We start from the raw sequence: 15,479 nt of genomic DNA on the forward strand, positions 1-15,479 counted from the left end.
CTTCGATCGAGGAAGCCCAATGGCCGAAACCTTCGACCTCATTCTCAGGAACGGGACCATCGTCAATCAGGATGGCGAGCATCGCGCCGACATCGGCGTGCGAAGCGGACGCATCGCGCACATCGGCGATCTGTCGCAGGCCGACGCCGGCGAAACGGTGGATTGCCCGGGGCTTCATCTCCTGCCTGGCGTTATCGACACGCAAGTCCATTTCCGCGAGCCCGGGGCGACCCACAAGGAGGATCTGGAGACGGGCTCGCGCGCCGCTGTTCTCGGCGGCGTCACGGCGGTGTTCGAGATGCCGAACACCAATCCGCTCACCGTCACGCCGGAGGCCCTCGCCGACAAGCTCGCGCGCGCCAAGGGCCGGATGCATTGCGACCACGCCTTTTTCGTCGGCGGCACCCACGACAACGCGAACCACGTCGCCGAGCTCGAGCGACTGCCGGGGGCCGCCGGCATCAAGATTTTCATGGGATCGTCGACCGGTTCGCTGCTGGTCTCCGACGACGCCGGCGTCGCGGAGATCCTGAAACGCGTCCGCCGCCGGGTCTCCGTGCATTCGGAGGACGAGCCGCGTCTCTCCGAACGCAAGGATCTGCGCGTCCCGGGCGATCCTTCGAGCCACCCCGTCTGGCGCGACGCCGAGGCCGCCCTGAAATGCACGCGGCGGCTGGTGGGGATCGCGCGGGAGCACGGCGCCAAAGTTCACGTGCTCCATATCTCCACGGCGGACGAGATGCGCTATCTCGCCGATTTCAAGGATGTAGCGACCGTCGAGACGACGCCGCATCATCTGACGATGGGCTCCGACGCCTACGCCCGCCTCGGAACCCGCGCGCAGATGAATCCCCCGGTCCGCGACGACGCGCATCGCGCAGGGATATGGTGGGGGCTTCGGCAGGGCGTGGTCGACGTGCTCGGCTCCGACCATGCGCCGCATACCTTGGAGGAGAAGGCCAGGCCCTATCCCGAGAGTCCCTCCGGCATGACCGGCGTCCAGACCCTCGTGCCGATGATGCTGGACCACGTCGCGAAGGGCCGCCTCAGCCTCGCACGCTTCGTCGATCTGACGAGCGCAGGCCCGGCCCGCATCTTCGGCATCGCGCGGAAAGGCCGGCTCGCGGTCGGCTTCGACGCCGACATAACGCTGGTCGATCTGAAGCGGCGGGAGACGATCACGAACGCGTGGATAGGCTCCCGCAGCCGCTGGACGCCGTATGACGGCGTCGAAGTGACGGGCTGGCCGGTTGCAACGGTGGTTCGGGGGAAGACCGTCATGCGCGACGGAGAGATCGTCTCGGGCGGACTAGGCGAACCTGTGAGATTCCTCGATACCTTGGGATCTTGAGCATCGTCGCCGCGTCGTCTCAAGGGTTGTCCCGGTCCGCCCGGGCTCCACTTGGGGTCTGGAACGGCGCGGTCAGCGAGAGCCGGGACGGCGGGAGACTGCGCACGTGATGGACGTGTCGCTCGTTGCGACGGGCATCATCATCGGCATCGGCGTCAACGCTCCGGTCGGGCCGACCAACGTTATGTGCATCCACCGGGCGATCCGGAACGGCCCGACATCGGCGATGGCGGCGGGAGCCGGAGCTTTTACGGCCGATGTGCTGTTCGCCGGGCTCGCGGCTTTCGGGGTGACGGCGATCGCCACCTTCGTGCAGGGGCATCTGCCGGTCATCAAAGTGGTGGGCGGCGCGGCGCTGGTCGCGTTCGGCGTCAAACTGCTCTGTGCGCCGACCTCGCTCAGCAAAGCTCCGAAAAACGACACCGCGCTCTCGCTGTTGCGCGCGGCGGTCACGTCGTTCGCGCTGACCGTCACCAACCCCGCAGTGCTGCTCGGCTTCTTCGCGATCTTCGGAGGTCTCGCGGGCATCGGCGAGAATCCGGGCGACTTCGGCGCCGCGGCCCTGTTGACGCTCGGCGTCGCGATCGGCAGCGCGGCCTGGTGGACAGGATTGTCGATGGGCGCGAGCCGGCTGCGCGAGAAGCTCGCGGAGCGCTGGCTGGGGCGGATCAACACGCTGTCCGGCGGCGGACTGGCGGTCTTCGGTTTCGCCGTTCTTCTGAGCGTGGCGCTGGGATTCTAGCGGCGACGCCTCAGTGCGGCAGGCTCGGCAGCGTGTAGCCGCCGGAGCGGATGCTCGCAGGAAGCTTCTCGGCGAAGCGAGCCGTCGCTTCCTCGCCAAACGCCATCACGAGCTCCTTCAGCGCAGCGAACAGCGCGGCGTGGGCCACGCAATCCGGCGCGATGCCGTCGAGCAGCGCCTCTTCCCACGCCTCGTCGAGGTAAGCGAGAGCTGCGCGCCGTCCGTCGATCACGTCTTCCGCGGTCGAATCGTCGTGTGTCATGTCAGCCCTATCCTTCGCGACCTCGACCCTAGCCATTTTGAGACGCGCCGGGAGCGATTCCGGAAGAAAGGGTTAACAAAACGGGGAAAACCGTAATCATCCGGTTCATGGTCCGTAACGAACTCTGACGTCCGCCGCGATCCTCGACGCCTCGGCCAGGAAGCGGCGAACCGCAAGCTCGGCGGAGGGCGTGCAGGCTCGGTAGCTTCTCGCCCAGGTCCGGAAGCTGGCGTTGAAGGCGCCGGCCAGTCTGTCGCGCCGTTCCGGCGTCGGCGCGTCCGCCTCGATCAGCGCCGCCATCCGATCGCGCCAGACGTTGGCGTCGGGCGCGCCGCAGACGGTGCGCAGGTGGTGGAGCGCGCCGAGCACTTCGGCGAGCCGCATGAGCTGGGTTTCGTAGGGCGGCGGCGGAGCGATGGCAGGCTCGCTCTGGGTCTCCGTCGGGGGAGGCGGGGGGGCCTGCTTGGCCTTTCGGTCGGTCGCGGCCGAGAAGGCCCCGTTCGACGCGGAGGAGAGAAGCGCCGCCGCGAGCGCCATCCGCGCCAGAACGATCCGCGCCCTGCGGACGTTCATAGGGCCATCTCCGCCGCACGGGCAACGATCTCGGCGAGGCCGTCGGTGACGTCGAGGGCGGCCACGTCGGCGGGCGCCACCCAGGCGACCTCCTCGGCCTCGGGACCCGGCCGCGGCTCGCCTTCCGTCCATCGGCCGACATGCACGAGAATCACGACGTGGCGCTCGACCGCGCCGTCGGCGTCGCGCCGGATGACCTCGACGACGTCGACGAGGTCGAAAATCTCGGCCTGCGCGCCGGTTTCCTCGAAAAGCTCGCGCGCGGCGGCGTCGGCCGCGGTCTCGCCGATCTCGACGAGGCCGCCCGGCAGGGACCAGAGGCCTTTCGACGGGGCGCGGCCGCGCCGCGCCAGCAGAACCGCGCCGTCGCGGAAACAGGCCACGCTCGCCGCCAGAAGCGGGCGGGCGGGACGCAGGCGGTCGTCGGATTGCTGGGTCATCGGATGCTTCTTGTTCCGCGAAGAGCCTCTTGATCGTGAACGCGCGCCGGTGCAAGCACCGAAGCGTCGCCGCCCGGGCGGCGCTCGTCACCAGCCCTGGACGCCCCAGCATGTGCGGACGCTACGCCCAGACTTCGTCCATCGAGGCGCTCGCAGCGCTTCTGGGCGCAACGCCGATCGCCGATTTCAGGCCTCGCTACAACATCTCGCCCAGCCAGTCCGCCCCGGTCGTGCTCACGGAGGGCGGCGAACGCCGGATCGCGCTGCATCGCTGGGGACTTGTCCCGGCGTTCGCGACCGACGAGTCGTCCCACCCGCTGCTTTTCAACGCCCGCGGCGAGACTGCCGCCCAGAAGCCGGCCTTCCGGACCGCCCTGCAGAAGCGGCGCTGCCTCGTGCCCGCGGACGGCTGGTACGAATGGCGCACGATCGGCCGCTTCAAGCAGCCGTATCTCGTCCGGCGCGTCGATCGCGCGCCGTTCATGTTCGCTGGACTCTGGGAGAGCTGGCGGAGGCCCGACGACTCCGACCTCAGGTCGTTCACAGTGCTCACGGTGGCCGCCAGCGCGGATCTCGCCGCCATCCACGAGCGGATGCCTGCGGTGCTGCCGAGCGAGCACTGGGACGCCTGGCTCGATATGCGGGTCGACGGCGGCAGCCTCGCGATGCGTTGCCTTGGCGGGGAGCCGCAGGGCGTGTTCGAGACGATCGCCGTCGGGGCTCGCGTCAATCAGGCGAGCAACGACGGTCCTGAGGTGCAGGAGCCGGCGTCCGAGCAAGACCAGCCGGTCGAACTCACGCAGCCCCGGTTGATCTGAACGTCGGGCGACGGATCACTTCCTGACGAGGCCGTAGGGAACCGCCCGGTCCCTCGGGCAGGTCGAGGGAATGGTGACGATATGCTGGCGCGGCAGCCAGCGGCAGGCCTCGTAACCCGACGGGCCCAGATAGCAGACCTGCTCCTCGAAGCTGGTCGTCACCGTCTCGGCCGGCGCGCAGGTCGCGACCGTCTCGCTGCCCAAGATATGGTCCGCCGCGCGTGCGGGGCCGAGCGCGGCCACGCCCGCAAGGGCGAGCAGCGCGAGGCGGCCTGCATGTCGGGTCATCGGTCGGCTCCCGGAAACATTCGTGTCCATCAAGCCGGAAGCGTAGTTAAGGCGGGGTTTCTTCGAACAGCACGCCGGGGTTGAACAGGCCTGCGGGGTCGATCGCACGTTTCACCGTCAGCATGAGGTCGAGCTCCACCTCGGATTTCACCCCGCTGAGCAGCCCGCGCTTGAGCCGTCCCACGCCATGCTCGGCCGCGATCGAGCCGCCATGAGCTGCAACGATCGCATGCACGACCTCGTTCATCGCCGACCAGCGCCCGAGATAGGCGGTCTTGTCGGCGCCCGGCGGCTGGCTGACGTTGAAATGGATGTTGCCGTCCCCGAGGTGGCCGAAGGCGACCACGCGGGCTCCGGGCTCGAAGCGCTCGACCGCCTCCGTCGCTTCGGCGATGAAAGCGGGGACGCGGCGAAGCGGGACCGAGACGTCGTGCTTGATCGAGCCGCCCTCCCGCCCCTGGGTCTCCGACATCCCCATCCGGATCCGCCAGAACGCTTCGGTCTGCTCGACCGAGGCGGCGATCGCAGCGTCGCGAATGACGCCGCTCTCAAACGCTTCGCCGAGCTCGGTTTCAAGTGTGGTTGCAAGGCCGGTCTGTAGCGGGGAGGAGAGCTCGATCAGCACGTACCAGGGATGGGCTTCGCCGAGCGGATCGCGCGCGCCCGCCAAGTGCTTGAGGGTGAGGTCGATCCCGATACGCGGGATCAGCTCGCAGCCTGTCAGCGCGCTTCCCGCGCGCGCCCGGACCAGCCGGAAAAGCGCCAGCGCGGCGTCGGGAGACGCAAGCCCCACGAATGCGGTCGCGACCTCCCGAGGCGCGGGAAACAGCTTCAGCACCGCCGCGGTCACGATACCAAGCGTGCCTTCGGAGCCGATGAACAGGTGCTTGAGGTCGTAACCCGTGTTGTCCTTGCGGAGCCGGCGCAGTCCGCTCCAGATCCGCCCGTCGGGCAGCACGGCCTCGACCCCGAGCACGAGGTCGCGCATGGCGCCGTAGGCGAGCACGCCCACCCCGCCGGCGTTGGTCGCGATGTTGCCGCCGACCGTGCAGCTGCCCTCCGAGCCCAGGCTGAGAGGGAACAGCCTGTCCGCGTTTCGCGCGGCGTCCTGCGCCGCCGCGAGCGTGACGCCCGCCTCGACGATCATCAGGTTCTCGTCGGCGTCGACCTCGCGGATGCGATTGAGACGCGAGGTCGAGAGCACGAGCGCCGAGCCGCTGCCGTCTGGCGTCTGGCCGCCGACGAGTCCCGTGTTTCCCCCCTGCGGCACGACCGGCGTTCCGGTCTCCGCCGCGAGCCGAACGATCGCGGCGACCTCTTCCGTCGAGCGCGGACGGATCACGAGGCCGGCGCGCCCATGATAGAGCCCGCGCGGCTCGACGAGCAGCGGAGCCGACTCTTCGGCGTCGAGCAGGTCCCGCGGCGCGACGAGCGCCGCGAAACGGCTGACGATTTCTGGGGACATCGGAGCGGTCATGGCTCCGCCATCCTAGAACAACTTTGGGCCGCGGCGTCACGTCAGGCGGGAGCCGTTCGCGGCTTTCTTGACTTCCACGCACACGCTCGATCTAGGTCGCGATCTTGAGCGGGAGGCTCGAGCGACATGGCCCTGAACGACCAACTCACCGGCGATCGCAAGGCGAAATCATCGTCCAGGCGGCTCACGCGCAGCCTGAGCGCACGCGCGCTGGACGCTCTCGGCCTGCAGCGCAAGAAGACCCGGCCGCCCGAATGGCGGAAGCGCGACTATTTTCAATCGGCGCTCTCCCGCGGCATCAAAGGCATCCCGGACGAGCGGTGCTTCGTGCTGCAGAACGTTGTCCGCGGCCTGCGCAACGTGCCCGGCGATGTGGCCGAATGCGGCCTGCGCTTTGGCAAGAGCACAGCCTTCATGCTGACCGCGGATGAAGCGCCGGGGCGAACCTACTGTCTTTTCGACAGCTTCGAAGGCCTGTCGGAGCCGCAGGCCGAGGACTTCGTGCAGGAGTCCGGCAAGGCGTATTGGGGACCGTCCGATCTTGGCGTTCCCGAGGATCGCGTCCGGCAGAACCTCGCCGGCTTCGACAACATGCTGTTCTTCAAGGGCTGGATTCCTACGCGATTCCCGGAGGTCGCCGACCGCTCATTCGCGCTGCTGCATGTCGACGTCGATCTCTACCAGCCGACGAAGGATGCTCTGGAATTCTTCTGGCCCCGCATCGCGCCGGGCGGCGTCGTGGTTTGCGACGACTATGGCTCGCGCAAATGCCCCGGCGCCAAGCGCGCCTTCGACGAATTCTTCGCGGACGGCCGGGGCCGCCTGATCGAGCTGCCGACGGTGCAGGCGCTGGTCTTCAAGCCCGGCTGACGAGCGCTCGGCGTCACCGCGGCGCGGCCGCGCGCACCAGCCGGTCGCGGATGGCTTCGCCGAGGCCTTGGTCCGGAATCGGCGCGACCGCGATGCGGTCCACGCCTGTCGCATCCAGAGTTCTGAGGGCTGCGAACAGGCGGGCGGCCGCCTCCTCGAGGTCGCCGGAGGCGCTCAGCGTCTCGTAGGCCGCGGCGACCCCCCGCGCGTCGCCGCTGTCCGGTCCAAAGTCGAGATAAGCCTCGCCGTCTTCCGGCGCCGCCGCGTCGAGCCGGAGCATCGCCGCCGGCGCGTAATGCGAGGCGAGGCGCCCCGGCGCGACCGGCGCCCCGGAATCATTCATCGGCTCCTCGAGCTGCCGGCCGATCGCCGCTTCGATGTCGGCGCGAGGCAGGGCGCCTGGCCTCAGCAGCCGGGGAGCCCCTCCGAGACAGGCGATGATGGTGGATTCCAGCCCTACATGCGTGGGTCCGCCGTCGACCACCGCGTCGATCCGGCCGTCCAGGTCGGAAACCACATGGGCCGGGGTCGTCGGGCTGACGCGTCCAGAGCGGTTGGCGGAGGGGGCGACGATCGGGCGACCGGCGGCGGCGAGAAGCGCCTGCGCGACGGGATGGCGGGGCACGCGGATCGCGACGGTGTCGAGCCCCGCGCGCGCGAGGTCGCAGACCGGGCAGGCGTCGATCATGGGAACGACGATTGTCAGCGGGCCCGGCCAGAACGTTTGGCCGAGCTGGAGGGCGGTCTCATCGAAGCGGCCGATGGCGCGTGCCGCGTCCAGCGACACGACATGGGCTATCAGCGGGTTGAACGACGGCCGGCCCTTCGCGGCGTAGAGCGCGGCCACCGCCGTAGGGCAGGTCGCGTCCGCGCCGAGCCCGTAAACCGTTTCTGTCGGGAAGGCGACCAGCCTTCCGTCGGCGAGCATCGCGCCGGCGGTCGCAGCGTCTCCGGGCCCTAGATGAAGGGTGGGGCGCGGCGACGACGCGCTTTTTGCTTTGGCGGACACCGAACCGTCCTGCATTTGGGAAAAACAGCGGTGAGCGGCATTGACGGGCGCCAGGCCGCGGCGTCAAGCGAGTGAGGGAGAGTATCCGACATGAGCTATCGCGCGCCGGTCGCCGACATGCTGCTCACGCTGTCTCACGCCGGCGGACTGGCGGCCGCCCTGGATGAGGGGCTTTACGGCGATCTCGACGCGGACACGATGGCGGCGATCGTCGAGCAGGCGGGCGCCTTCGCCACCGATGTGATCGGGCCGCTCAACCGCGTCGGCGACCGCGAGGGCGCGACCTTCTCGGGCGGCGAAGTCGCGACTGCGACCGGTTGGCGCGACGCCTATCGCCGCTGGGCGGAGGCCGGCTGGAACGGCGTGCTCGCCGATGAGGCGTTCGGCGGGCAGGGGTTGCCGACCGCGGTCTGGGCCGCGACCAGCGAGCTCTGGGCGCAGGGGTCGATGGCCTTCGGCCTCTGCCCGCTGCTCAGCCAGGGGGCCATCGAATGTCTGGAGCGGCACGGATCGCCCGAGCTCCAGCATCGCTACCTGCCCAGGCTTGTCTCCGGCGAGTGGACCGCGACTATGAACCTGACGGAGCCGCAGGCCGGCTCCGACCTCGCGCTGCTGCGTTCGAAGGCCGAGCGGGCGGGAGACGGGTCCTACCGGATCCGAGGCCAGAAGATCTTCATCACCTATGGCGAGCACGACATGGCGGAGAATATTCTCCACCTTGTGCTCGCGCGTCTGCCAGACGCGCCGGAGGGCACGCGCGGCGTCTCGCTATTTCTCGTGCCGAAGCGGCATGTCGCCGACGACGGCGCGCTCGGCGCCCGCAACGACGTCGTCTGCGCCGGGATCGAGGAGAAGCTCGGCATTCACGGCAGCCCGACATGCACGATGGTGTTCGGCGAGGGCGACGGCGCGGTCGGCTATCTGATCGGCGAGGAGCATCGCGGGCTCGCCTGCATGTTCACGATGATGAACAACGCCCGGCTCGCCGTCGGCCTGCAGGGCGTGGCGGTCGCCGAACGGGCGACGCAAGGCGCGCTCGCCTACGCCCACGACCGTCGGCAAGGCAGAGCGGGCGACGTCTCCCCGAGCCCGATCGTCGTGCATCCCGATGTGAGGAGGATGCTGCTCACCATGCGCGCGCTGACGTCGGCGGCCCGCGGAATCTGCCACCGCGCGGCCGTCGAGATCGACCGGTCGCGGTTCTCCCCCGATGATGCGGCGCGAAAGGCGGCGCATGAGCGCGCCAGCCTGCTGATTCCGATCGCGAAGGCGTTCGGCACGGATGTCGGCTGCGCGGCGGCGTCTCTCGGCGTCCAGGTGTATGGCGGAATGGGCTATGTCGAGGAGACGGGCGCCGCTCAGCATCTCCGGGACGCCCGCATCGCGCCGATCTACGAGGGCACGAACGGCGTGCAGGCGATCGACCTCGTGACGCGCAAGCTTCCCCAGTCGAAGGGCGAAACCGTCTCCGGGCTGATCACGGACCTCCGACGCACGGTGCAGAGCGTGGCCGACCTCGGCGCGCCGGCGCTCGGCGCGACCGGAGCGCGGCTGGATGAGGCGATCGACGCGCTCGACCGCGCCACCTCATGGGTCGCATCGCCAGGACGCACGCAGCAGGAGATCCTCGCCGGCGCTGCGCCCTATCTCAGGCTCTTCGGTCTGGCTGCGGGCGGCGCCGCGCTCGCCGAGGACGCGCTGGCGGCTCTGAGACGCAACGAGGCGGGGGGCGCTTTGGCGAAGCCCGTCGCGCTCGCCCGCTTCTTTGCGGAAAACCTTGTGATCGAAGCCGGCGGGCTGGCGGAAGCGGTGGCGGGCGGCGCCGGCTCGCTGGTCGGCGAGAGCGTGGACGCGGCGCTCGCCCTGTAGACGCTCGCGACGGTGCGCGTTGCGGCTGGAGCTGGTATGCCAGAATGAAAATCTGGGAGGGCCAATGAGCACGCTCTACGTCACGCATCCCGCCTTCGCGGGCCACATCGTGCCGCAGGGGCACCCTGAGCGCCCCGAGCGCATGCGCGCGGTCGAACAGGCTTTGGAGGCCGAGGTCTTCCAGCCGCTCATCCGCGTCCAGGCCCCGCTCGCGGAAGCGAGCGTCGCGACGCTCGCCCACCCCGAGTCCTTCGTCGAAGCGCTCGATCATACCCGTCCGCGCGAGGGCATGGTGATGATCGACGGCGACACCACCATGAGTCCCGGCACCTGGGAGGCGCTGCTGAGAGCGCTCGGCGGCGTGACGCTTGCAGTGGACGAGGTGATGGCCGGCCAGGCGCGGAACGCGTTCTGCGGCATGCGGCCGCCCGGGCACCACGCCGAGGCCACGACCGCGATGGGCTTCTGTTTCTTCAACAATGCGGTCGTCGCAGCCCGCCATGCACAGAGGACGCACGGCGCCGAGCGCGTTGCGATCGTCGACTTCGACGTCCATCACGGCAACGGCACGCAGGCGCTGGTCTGGGACGATCCGTCGCTGTTCTACGCCTCCACCCACCAGATGCCGCTGTTTCCCGGCACCGGCGCGCGCTCGGAGACCGGCTGCGGCAACGTCGTCAACGCGCCGATGCGGGGAGGCGATGGCGGCGCGAAGTTCCACGAGGCGTTCGAGGACCTCATCCTGCCGGCGCTGAAGACCTTCTCGCCCGATCTCCTCATCATCTCCGCCGGCTTCGACGCGCATGAGCGCGATCCGTTGGGCGGTCTGCTTCTCAAGGGCGGCGATTACGCCTGGATGACGCGGGCGCTGATCGACGTCGCGGACGAAACCGCCGGCGGCCGGGTCGTCTCGGTGCTCGAAGGCGGCTACGACCTGCGCGGCCTCGCTGAATCGACCACCGCGCATGTCCGCGCCTTGATGGGCGCATGATGCTCCGTCACAAAGGCGTCCTCGCCGAAGAGGAAGGATCAGCGCTCATGACGGATGCGCCCGCGGACGTTTCGACCCTGACCTTCGAAGTCGCGCTCGCGGAGCTCGAGAAGATCGTCGCACGGCTCGAGCAGGGGCAGGCGCCGCTCGAGGAATCGATCGAGATCTATCGTCGAGGCGAGATGTTGAAGGCCCGCTGCGACGAACTGCTGAGGCGCGCCGAAGCGCGGGTGGAGACGATCACGGTCGGGGCCGACGGGGCGGCGACCGGCGTTCGGCCGCTCGACCCTGAGTAGCAACCGCGCCGACCTTCTCTCCCGTTCGTCGCGCTCTGGCGCGGCTGATGGCGGCATGATACCGCCGCCATCCCGGGTTCTCGCGGGCGGAGCGGCGTCGCCATGATCATCGTCTATGCGGCCCGCGGCGGCGCCCTGATGCAGATAGACGTCTCCTCCGGGCGTCTGCCCGACGACGCCGTCTGGATCGACCTCTTCGAGCCGACTCCTGAAGAGGATCGGCTCGTGGAGTCGACGATCGGGGCTAGCGTGCCCACTCGCGACGAGATGGTCGAGATCGAGCCGTCGAGCAGGCTCTATGTGGAGCGCGGCGCGAAATACATGACCGCATCGTTGCTCTGCCGCGTCGAGACCGCCGCGCCGAAGCTGAGCCCGGTGACCTTCATCATTTCGCCGAGGGCGCTCGTCACCGTCCGCTACGACGATCCGAAACCGTTCGCGCTGTTCGCCTCCCGCGCCTGCAAGGAGGACGCCGGCGAGCGGACGCCGGAGGGCGTGCTGACCGGCCTGCTGGACGCCGTCGTCGACCGGCTCGCCGACATCCTCGAACACGTCGGGACCGATGTCGACGAGCTCTCGCAGATCATCTTCCAGAGGGCTGGCGCGCAGGCCTACCGCAAGCCCTACCAGGAGCTTCTGAAGATGATCGGCCGCAAGGGTGAGATCGCTTCGAAAGCCAGGGAAAGCCTCGTGACGCTCCACCGCGTCTTTCTTTATCTGTCGGCCGAGATCGAAGGCCAGAAGCCGTCCAAGGAGGTCAAATCGCAGCTTCGGACGATGCAGCGGGACGCGGAATCGCTTACCGAGCACGCGAGTTTCCTGAACGACAAGATCACCTTCCTGCTCGACGCCATGCTCGGGATGGTGGGCATTGCACAGAACGACATCGTCAAGCTGTTCTCGGTGATGGCTGTCGTTTTCCTGCCGCCGACGCTCGTCGCATCGATCTACGGCATGAATTTCGAGGTGATGCCGGAGCTCAAATGGTCTCACGGCTATCCGTTCGCGCTCGGGCTGATGATCGTGAGCGCGGTCGTTCCATACCTCTTCTTCAAATGGCGCCGCTGGCTGTAAATTCTCTCATAGGCTCTGCGCTCAGTCGCGGGCAGAGGCCGGATCGCCGCCGGCGGACATCGGCCGGTCCCATAGCCCGTCCGGTGTGTTGTCTCCGCGCGCACCGCTTGCCTGGCTTCACGCTGACAGGCGCGGCGTCGGACGCGCGATCAGCAGCCACGATCGCAGAGTGGCTCTCCAGGCGCTCCTAATCGTCGAGGAAAAAATCCGCCGCGCTGATCGTTGCGTGGTTTGCGAGCGTGGCGAACTGCACGGCCTTGATCGAGCCCGTGCCGTCCTCGTCGAACAACAACGCCCCGCTCGCCTTGTTGTAGATGATGCGGTCGGAAGCGTCATGGGCGGCCGTGCCCGCATAGAAGCCGTCGGCCGACAGATAGCCGTAAGGCAGCGTGGGAAAGGGGGTGTGCCACAACGAGATTTCGTCATCTGTCGCTACGAAATCTGTGATGACGTCAACGTTGGACGGGCCTAGCGCGGTCGAAAAACGAAAGAGGTCGTGGCCGGCGCCGCCCGCCAATTGGTCAGACCCGGTGAGGCCGTCGATGATATTGTCGTGCGCGTTCCCGGCGATGAGGTTGTTTAGCGAATTGCCGCTTCCGTTGATATTATCGTCGCCGGACAGCCGCAGACGCTCGATGTACTCGCCGGAGAGCGAATAAGTGACTGTAGCGACGACCCGGTCGTCGCCCTGACCATTCTTCTCGGTGACGTGGTCGCCAAACGTCTGGATATAATAGTCGTCGTCGCCCTTGCCGCCCTTCAGGACGTTCACGCCGGCATTGCCGGTCAGAACGTTGTCCAGAGAGTTGCCCGCGCCGTCTATGTCGGCGTTCCCGGTCAGGGTCAGGTTCTCGACATACTGGCCCGCCAGCGAGAAGGTGACGGAGCTGTTCACCGTGTCGACGCCCGCGACGTTCGCCTCGATCACCCTGTCGCCGGGGTCGTCGACCGTATAGGTGTCCGCGCCTGAGCCGCCCTGCATCGTATCGGCGCCGATCGCGCCGTTCAGCCGGTTCGCGCCCGAATTGCCGGTGAGGACGTTCGCGAGGTCGTTTCCGCGGATGTTGAGCGAGGCGCTTCCTGTCAGCGTCGCGTTCTCGATGTCGCCGAGATAATTGCCGCCGTCGGCGAAATCGATCGTGACCGTCGAGGACTGGACCAGATCGACGCCAGCGCCGCCGGCCTCGTCGACCACGTCGCCCGTATTGTCGACGACGTAAAGGTCTGCACCGGCTCCGCCCGTCAGGTGGTCCTTGCCGCCGCCGCCGTTGAGCGTGTCGTTGTCCGCCCCGCCGTCGAGCGTCTCCGCGCCCGCGCCGCCGTAGAGCGTGTCCTCTCCGGCGCCGCCGAGCACCGAGCCGACGAGAGCGCCGCCGCGACCGTCATAGAGGTCGGCGCCCGCGTCCATATCCACGGCGACGCCGGCTCCGCCTTGAATCTCACCGGTGTTGGTGATCGTGTCGACGCTGACGCCGCCCGAAACGCCGAAACTCGTCAGGCCGGTGATTGATCCTAGGTTCGTCAGTGAGAGCGACGTCGCCACGTCGACGCCGGTCGCCGCCTGGATCGTTCCGGTTTCGAAGTTATAGGCGTTCAGCGATCCCAATGACCGAACGCCAAACTGATGGGCCGCGTCGATCAATCCGAGATTATCAAGGACTCCTGTCGACGTTGTCGACTGGAAGTATAGTCCGGACCCAAACGCCGCCGACAACGTTCCGTTGTTCCGAACGTAATCGCTCTCTCCTGTGAAGGCTACCGTGTGCCCATATGCCGACACATAGCCGTTGTTTGTAATGTTTGAACCGGAACCGTCGATTCTCAACGCGCTGAAAGCGCCATAAATGGTGGCGTCCGTGTTGACGAAGATATCGTTGTTTCCGGTGCTCGCATAAACGCCATAGCTTTGGCGGGAGAAGACGTGCCCCGATATGTTCAGCCTGGAATGTCCCGCCACGTCTATTCCGTAGGCGTTTCCGCCTCCGGCGGCGTACAGCGTCGCGGAGCTTGACAGGTCGAGCGTCTCCCCGTCCGCCAGAGTGAAAGCGGATACGTCGTCGTCGCTCACGGCCACGCTTTGGCTGACGGTCGGCACTGTAGCGCTCCTCGCTCTGTCATCGAAAAACGCAACCTGAGCGGGAGATTAACGGGGGCGGCGGTCGCCTCCAAGAGGCCCATCGGCCTGTTTGAGCCTTTTGGCGTCAAAAAGCGCAGCGTTGACAGTATCGCTGCGCGCCGGAGGGCGATCCGTGATCCGGCGCGCCCCGTAGCGGCGGGCGCCAGGGGCCGGCCGCCAAGCGGAAATCGCCGGCGGTGTCGGACGATGATAATTCGCGTCGGAGATGTCGCTTGGTTCTCTGCGCCGCGCCCCGGACGGTCCGCGAGGTCGAGGCTGCGCCGCCGTTGCGGTCGGAAAGCAGCGCGCCGACGGCGCGTTGCATGTGACGCGGCTGGAGGCTTGTACGCTTCGGCCCCCGGCATGGAACGCGCCGGCCGAGGGCTGCGCCTTCAGACGTGCTGACCGCCGTTGATATGGATCTCGGCGCCGGTGACGTAGGACGACGCCTCCGTACAAAGGAAGTAGATGGTCTTCGCCACCTCGTCCGGCGTGCCGAGCCGGCGGAGCGGGATCTGCGAGACCAGCTTCTCGGTGCCCGGCGACAGGATCGCGGTGTCGATCTCGCCCGGCGCGATGGCGTTGACGCGCACCCCGAGCGGGCCGAAGTCGGCCGCCATCTCGCGGGTCAGCGCGACCAGCGCCGCCTTCGAGGTGGCGTAGGCGGCGCCCGCGAACGGATGGACGCGGCCGCCGGCGATCGAGGTCACGTTGACGATCGAGCCGCGGGCCGCGGTCAGCTCCTCCGACAGGCCGCGCGCCAGCATGATCGGGGCGAAGAAGTTCACCTGGAAGACGGTTTTCCAGTCTTCGAGAGCGGTGTCGAGCGCTCCGAGCCGTTCGCCCCCGTGTCCCTTGGGCGAGATGCCGGCGTTGTTGACCAGCGCCTGAAGCGACCCGCCCTCGAGCCGTTCGCGGATGTCGGCGATCGCCGACATCGTGTTGTCGGTGTCAGCGAGGTCGACCTGGATATGGTCTTCGGGACCCGCGCCCCAGGGGCATTCCTCGGGAAAGGCGTGGCGCGAGCAGGTGATGACCCGCCAGCCCGCTGCGGAGAACCGCTTCACCGTGGCGTGTCCGATCCCACGACTGGCGCCGGTCAGCAACAGCGTCTTGCGGGGCTCGTTGGAGCCGGAGGACCGGACGCGGGCCGCCGCCGCAGGGGCGGGCTTCGAGATGGCGCCGGTCGTCATAGCAGGGGTCGCGCTGCCGGAGGGCATCGGACCGCCGGCGCGGGCGCCGGACATCGGGCACGTCGCGGGCGCTGTTCCAGCCTTGGGGTCGTCGCTGTTCATCGGGCTGG

Annotated in this window: 16 protein-coding genes; 8 read left to right on the forward strand and 8 right to left on the reverse strand. The window is 68.2% G+C overall.

Annotated features, from left to right (window positions below; all coding sequences use genetic code 11):
* Positions 1-19 precede the first annotated feature (19 nt).
* A complete protein-coding gene (locus PKE75_RS08935; protein WP_271168360.1) occupies positions 20-1,351 on the forward strand; it encodes a dihydroorotase in 1,332 nt (443 codons plus the stop codon).
* A 109-nt stretch (positions 1,352-1,460) separates the two neighbouring features.
* Positions 1,461-2,093, forward strand: a complete 633-nt coding sequence (locus tag PKE75_RS08940) for a LysE family translocator (RefSeq protein WP_271168361.1) — start codon at positions 1,461-1,463, stop codon at positions 2,091-2,093.
* A gap of 10 nt (positions 2,094-2,103) precedes the next feature.
* Here PKE75_RS08940 and PKE75_RS08945 read toward each other — a convergent pair whose 3' ends face one another.
* The 3 genes from PKE75_RS08945 to PKE75_RS08955 form a co-directional block, all read right to left on the reverse strand.
* Positions 2,104-2,355, reverse strand: a complete 252-nt coding sequence (locus PKE75_RS08945) for a hypothetical protein (RefSeq protein ID WP_271168362.1) — start codon at positions 2,353-2,355, stop codon at positions 2,104-2,106.
* Positions 2,356-2,460: 105 nt separating this feature from the next.
* Complete coding sequence (locus tag PKE75_RS08950; protein WP_271168363.1) at positions 2,461-2,928, reverse strand: TIGR02301 family protein; 468 nt, start codon at positions 2,926-2,928, stop codon at positions 2,461-2,463.
* Entirely contained in the window at positions 2,925-3,368 is a 444-nt protein-coding gene (locus PKE75_RS08955; protein WP_271168364.1) for an NUDIX hydrolase, read from the reverse strand. The genes PKE75_RS08950 and PKE75_RS08955 overlap by 4 nt, the downstream gene beginning before the upstream one ends.
* A gap of 35 nt (positions 3,369-3,403) precedes the next feature.
* Here PKE75_RS08955 and PKE75_RS08960 point away from each other — a divergent pair, with 35 nt between their 5' ends.
* Positions 3,404-4,186, forward strand: a complete 783-nt coding sequence (locus PKE75_RS08960; RefSeq protein ID WP_271168365.1) for an SOS response-associated peptidase — start codon at positions 3,404-3,406, stop codon at positions 4,184-4,186.
* A gap of 15 nt (positions 4,187-4,201) precedes the next feature.
* Here the strand turns inward: PKE75_RS08960 and PKE75_RS08965 are convergent, their stop codons facing one another.
* Positions 4,202-4,474 (reverse strand): hypothetical protein, encoded by a 273-nt coding sequence (locus PKE75_RS08965; RefSeq protein WP_271168366.1) that lies wholly within the window; start codon positions 4,472-4,474, stop codon positions 4,202-4,204.
* Positions 4,475-4,520: 46 nt separating this feature from the next.
* Positions 4,521-5,951 carry an FAD-binding oxidoreductase gene (locus tag PKE75_RS08970; protein ID WP_271168367.1) on the reverse strand — a complete coding sequence of 477 codons (1,431 nt, stop codon included), beginning with the start codon at positions 5,949-5,951 and terminating at the stop codon, positions 4,521-4,523.
* Positions 5,952-6,077: 126 nt separating this feature from the next.
* Between PKE75_RS08970 and PKE75_RS08975 the strand changes: the two genes are divergently transcribed.
* Positions 6,078-6,821: a TylF/MycF/NovP-related O-methyltransferase gene (locus tag PKE75_RS08975; RefSeq protein ID WP_271168368.1), complete on the forward strand. Its 744-nt coding sequence runs from the start codon at positions 6,078-6,080 to the stop codon at positions 6,819-6,821.
* A 13-nt stretch (positions 6,822-6,834) separates the two neighbouring features.
* On the opposite strand, the gene PKE75_RS08980 is transcribed toward PKE75_RS08975, so the two are convergent.
* Positions 6,835-7,749 (reverse strand): L-threonylcarbamoyladenylate synthase, encoded by a 915-nt coding sequence (locus PKE75_RS08980; RefSeq protein WP_271168369.1) that lies wholly within the window; start codon positions 7,747-7,749, stop codon positions 6,835-6,837.
* A gap of 171 nt (positions 7,750-7,920) precedes the next feature.
* Here PKE75_RS08980 and PKE75_RS08985 point away from each other — a divergent pair, with 171 nt between their 5' ends.
* From PKE75_RS08985 to PKE75_RS09000, 4 genes are all read left to right on the forward strand, one after another.
* Positions 7,921-9,699 (forward strand): acyl-CoA dehydrogenase family protein, encoded by a 1,779-nt coding sequence (locus PKE75_RS08985; protein WP_271168370.1) that lies wholly within the window; start codon positions 7,921-7,923, stop codon positions 9,697-9,699.
* Between the two features lie 64 nt (positions 9,700-9,763).
* Positions 9,764-10,690, forward strand: coding sequence for a histone deacetylase family protein (locus PKE75_RS08990; protein ID WP_271168371.1), 927 nt, complete (start codon positions 9,764-9,766; stop codon positions 10,688-10,690).
* Between the two features lie 47 nt (positions 10,691-10,737).
* Complete coding sequence (locus PKE75_RS08995; protein ID WP_271168372.1) at positions 10,738-10,986, forward strand: exodeoxyribonuclease VII small subunit; 249 nt, start codon at positions 10,738-10,740, stop codon at positions 10,984-10,986.
* A gap of 102 nt (positions 10,987-11,088) precedes the next feature.
* Entirely contained in the window at positions 11,089-12,060 is a 972-nt protein-coding gene (locus PKE75_RS09000) for a magnesium transporter CorA family protein (protein WP_271168373.1), read from the forward strand.
* Positions 12,061-12,247: 187 nt separating this feature from the next.
* On the opposite strand, the gene PKE75_RS09005 is transcribed toward PKE75_RS09000, so the two are convergent.
* Together PKE75_RS09005 and PKE75_RS09010 are read right to left on the reverse strand one after the other, a co-directional pair.
* Positions 12,248-13,666, reverse strand: a complete 1,419-nt coding sequence (locus PKE75_RS09005; protein WP_271168374.1) for a calcium-binding protein — start codon at positions 13,664-13,666, stop codon at positions 12,248-12,250.
* A gap of 902 nt (positions 13,667-14,568) precedes the next feature.
* Complete coding sequence (locus tag PKE75_RS09010) at positions 14,569-15,471, reverse strand: SDR family NAD(P)-dependent oxidoreductase (RefSeq protein WP_271168375.1); 903 nt, start codon at positions 15,469-15,471, stop codon at positions 14,569-14,571.
* Between the last annotated feature and the right edge of the window lie 8 nt (positions 15,472-15,479).

The sequence above is a fragment of the Hansschlegelia plantiphila genome (assembly GCF_027922265.1).
GTDB lineage: Bacteria > Pseudomonadota > Alphaproteobacteria > Rhizobiales > Methylopilaceae > Methylopila > Methylopila plantiphila.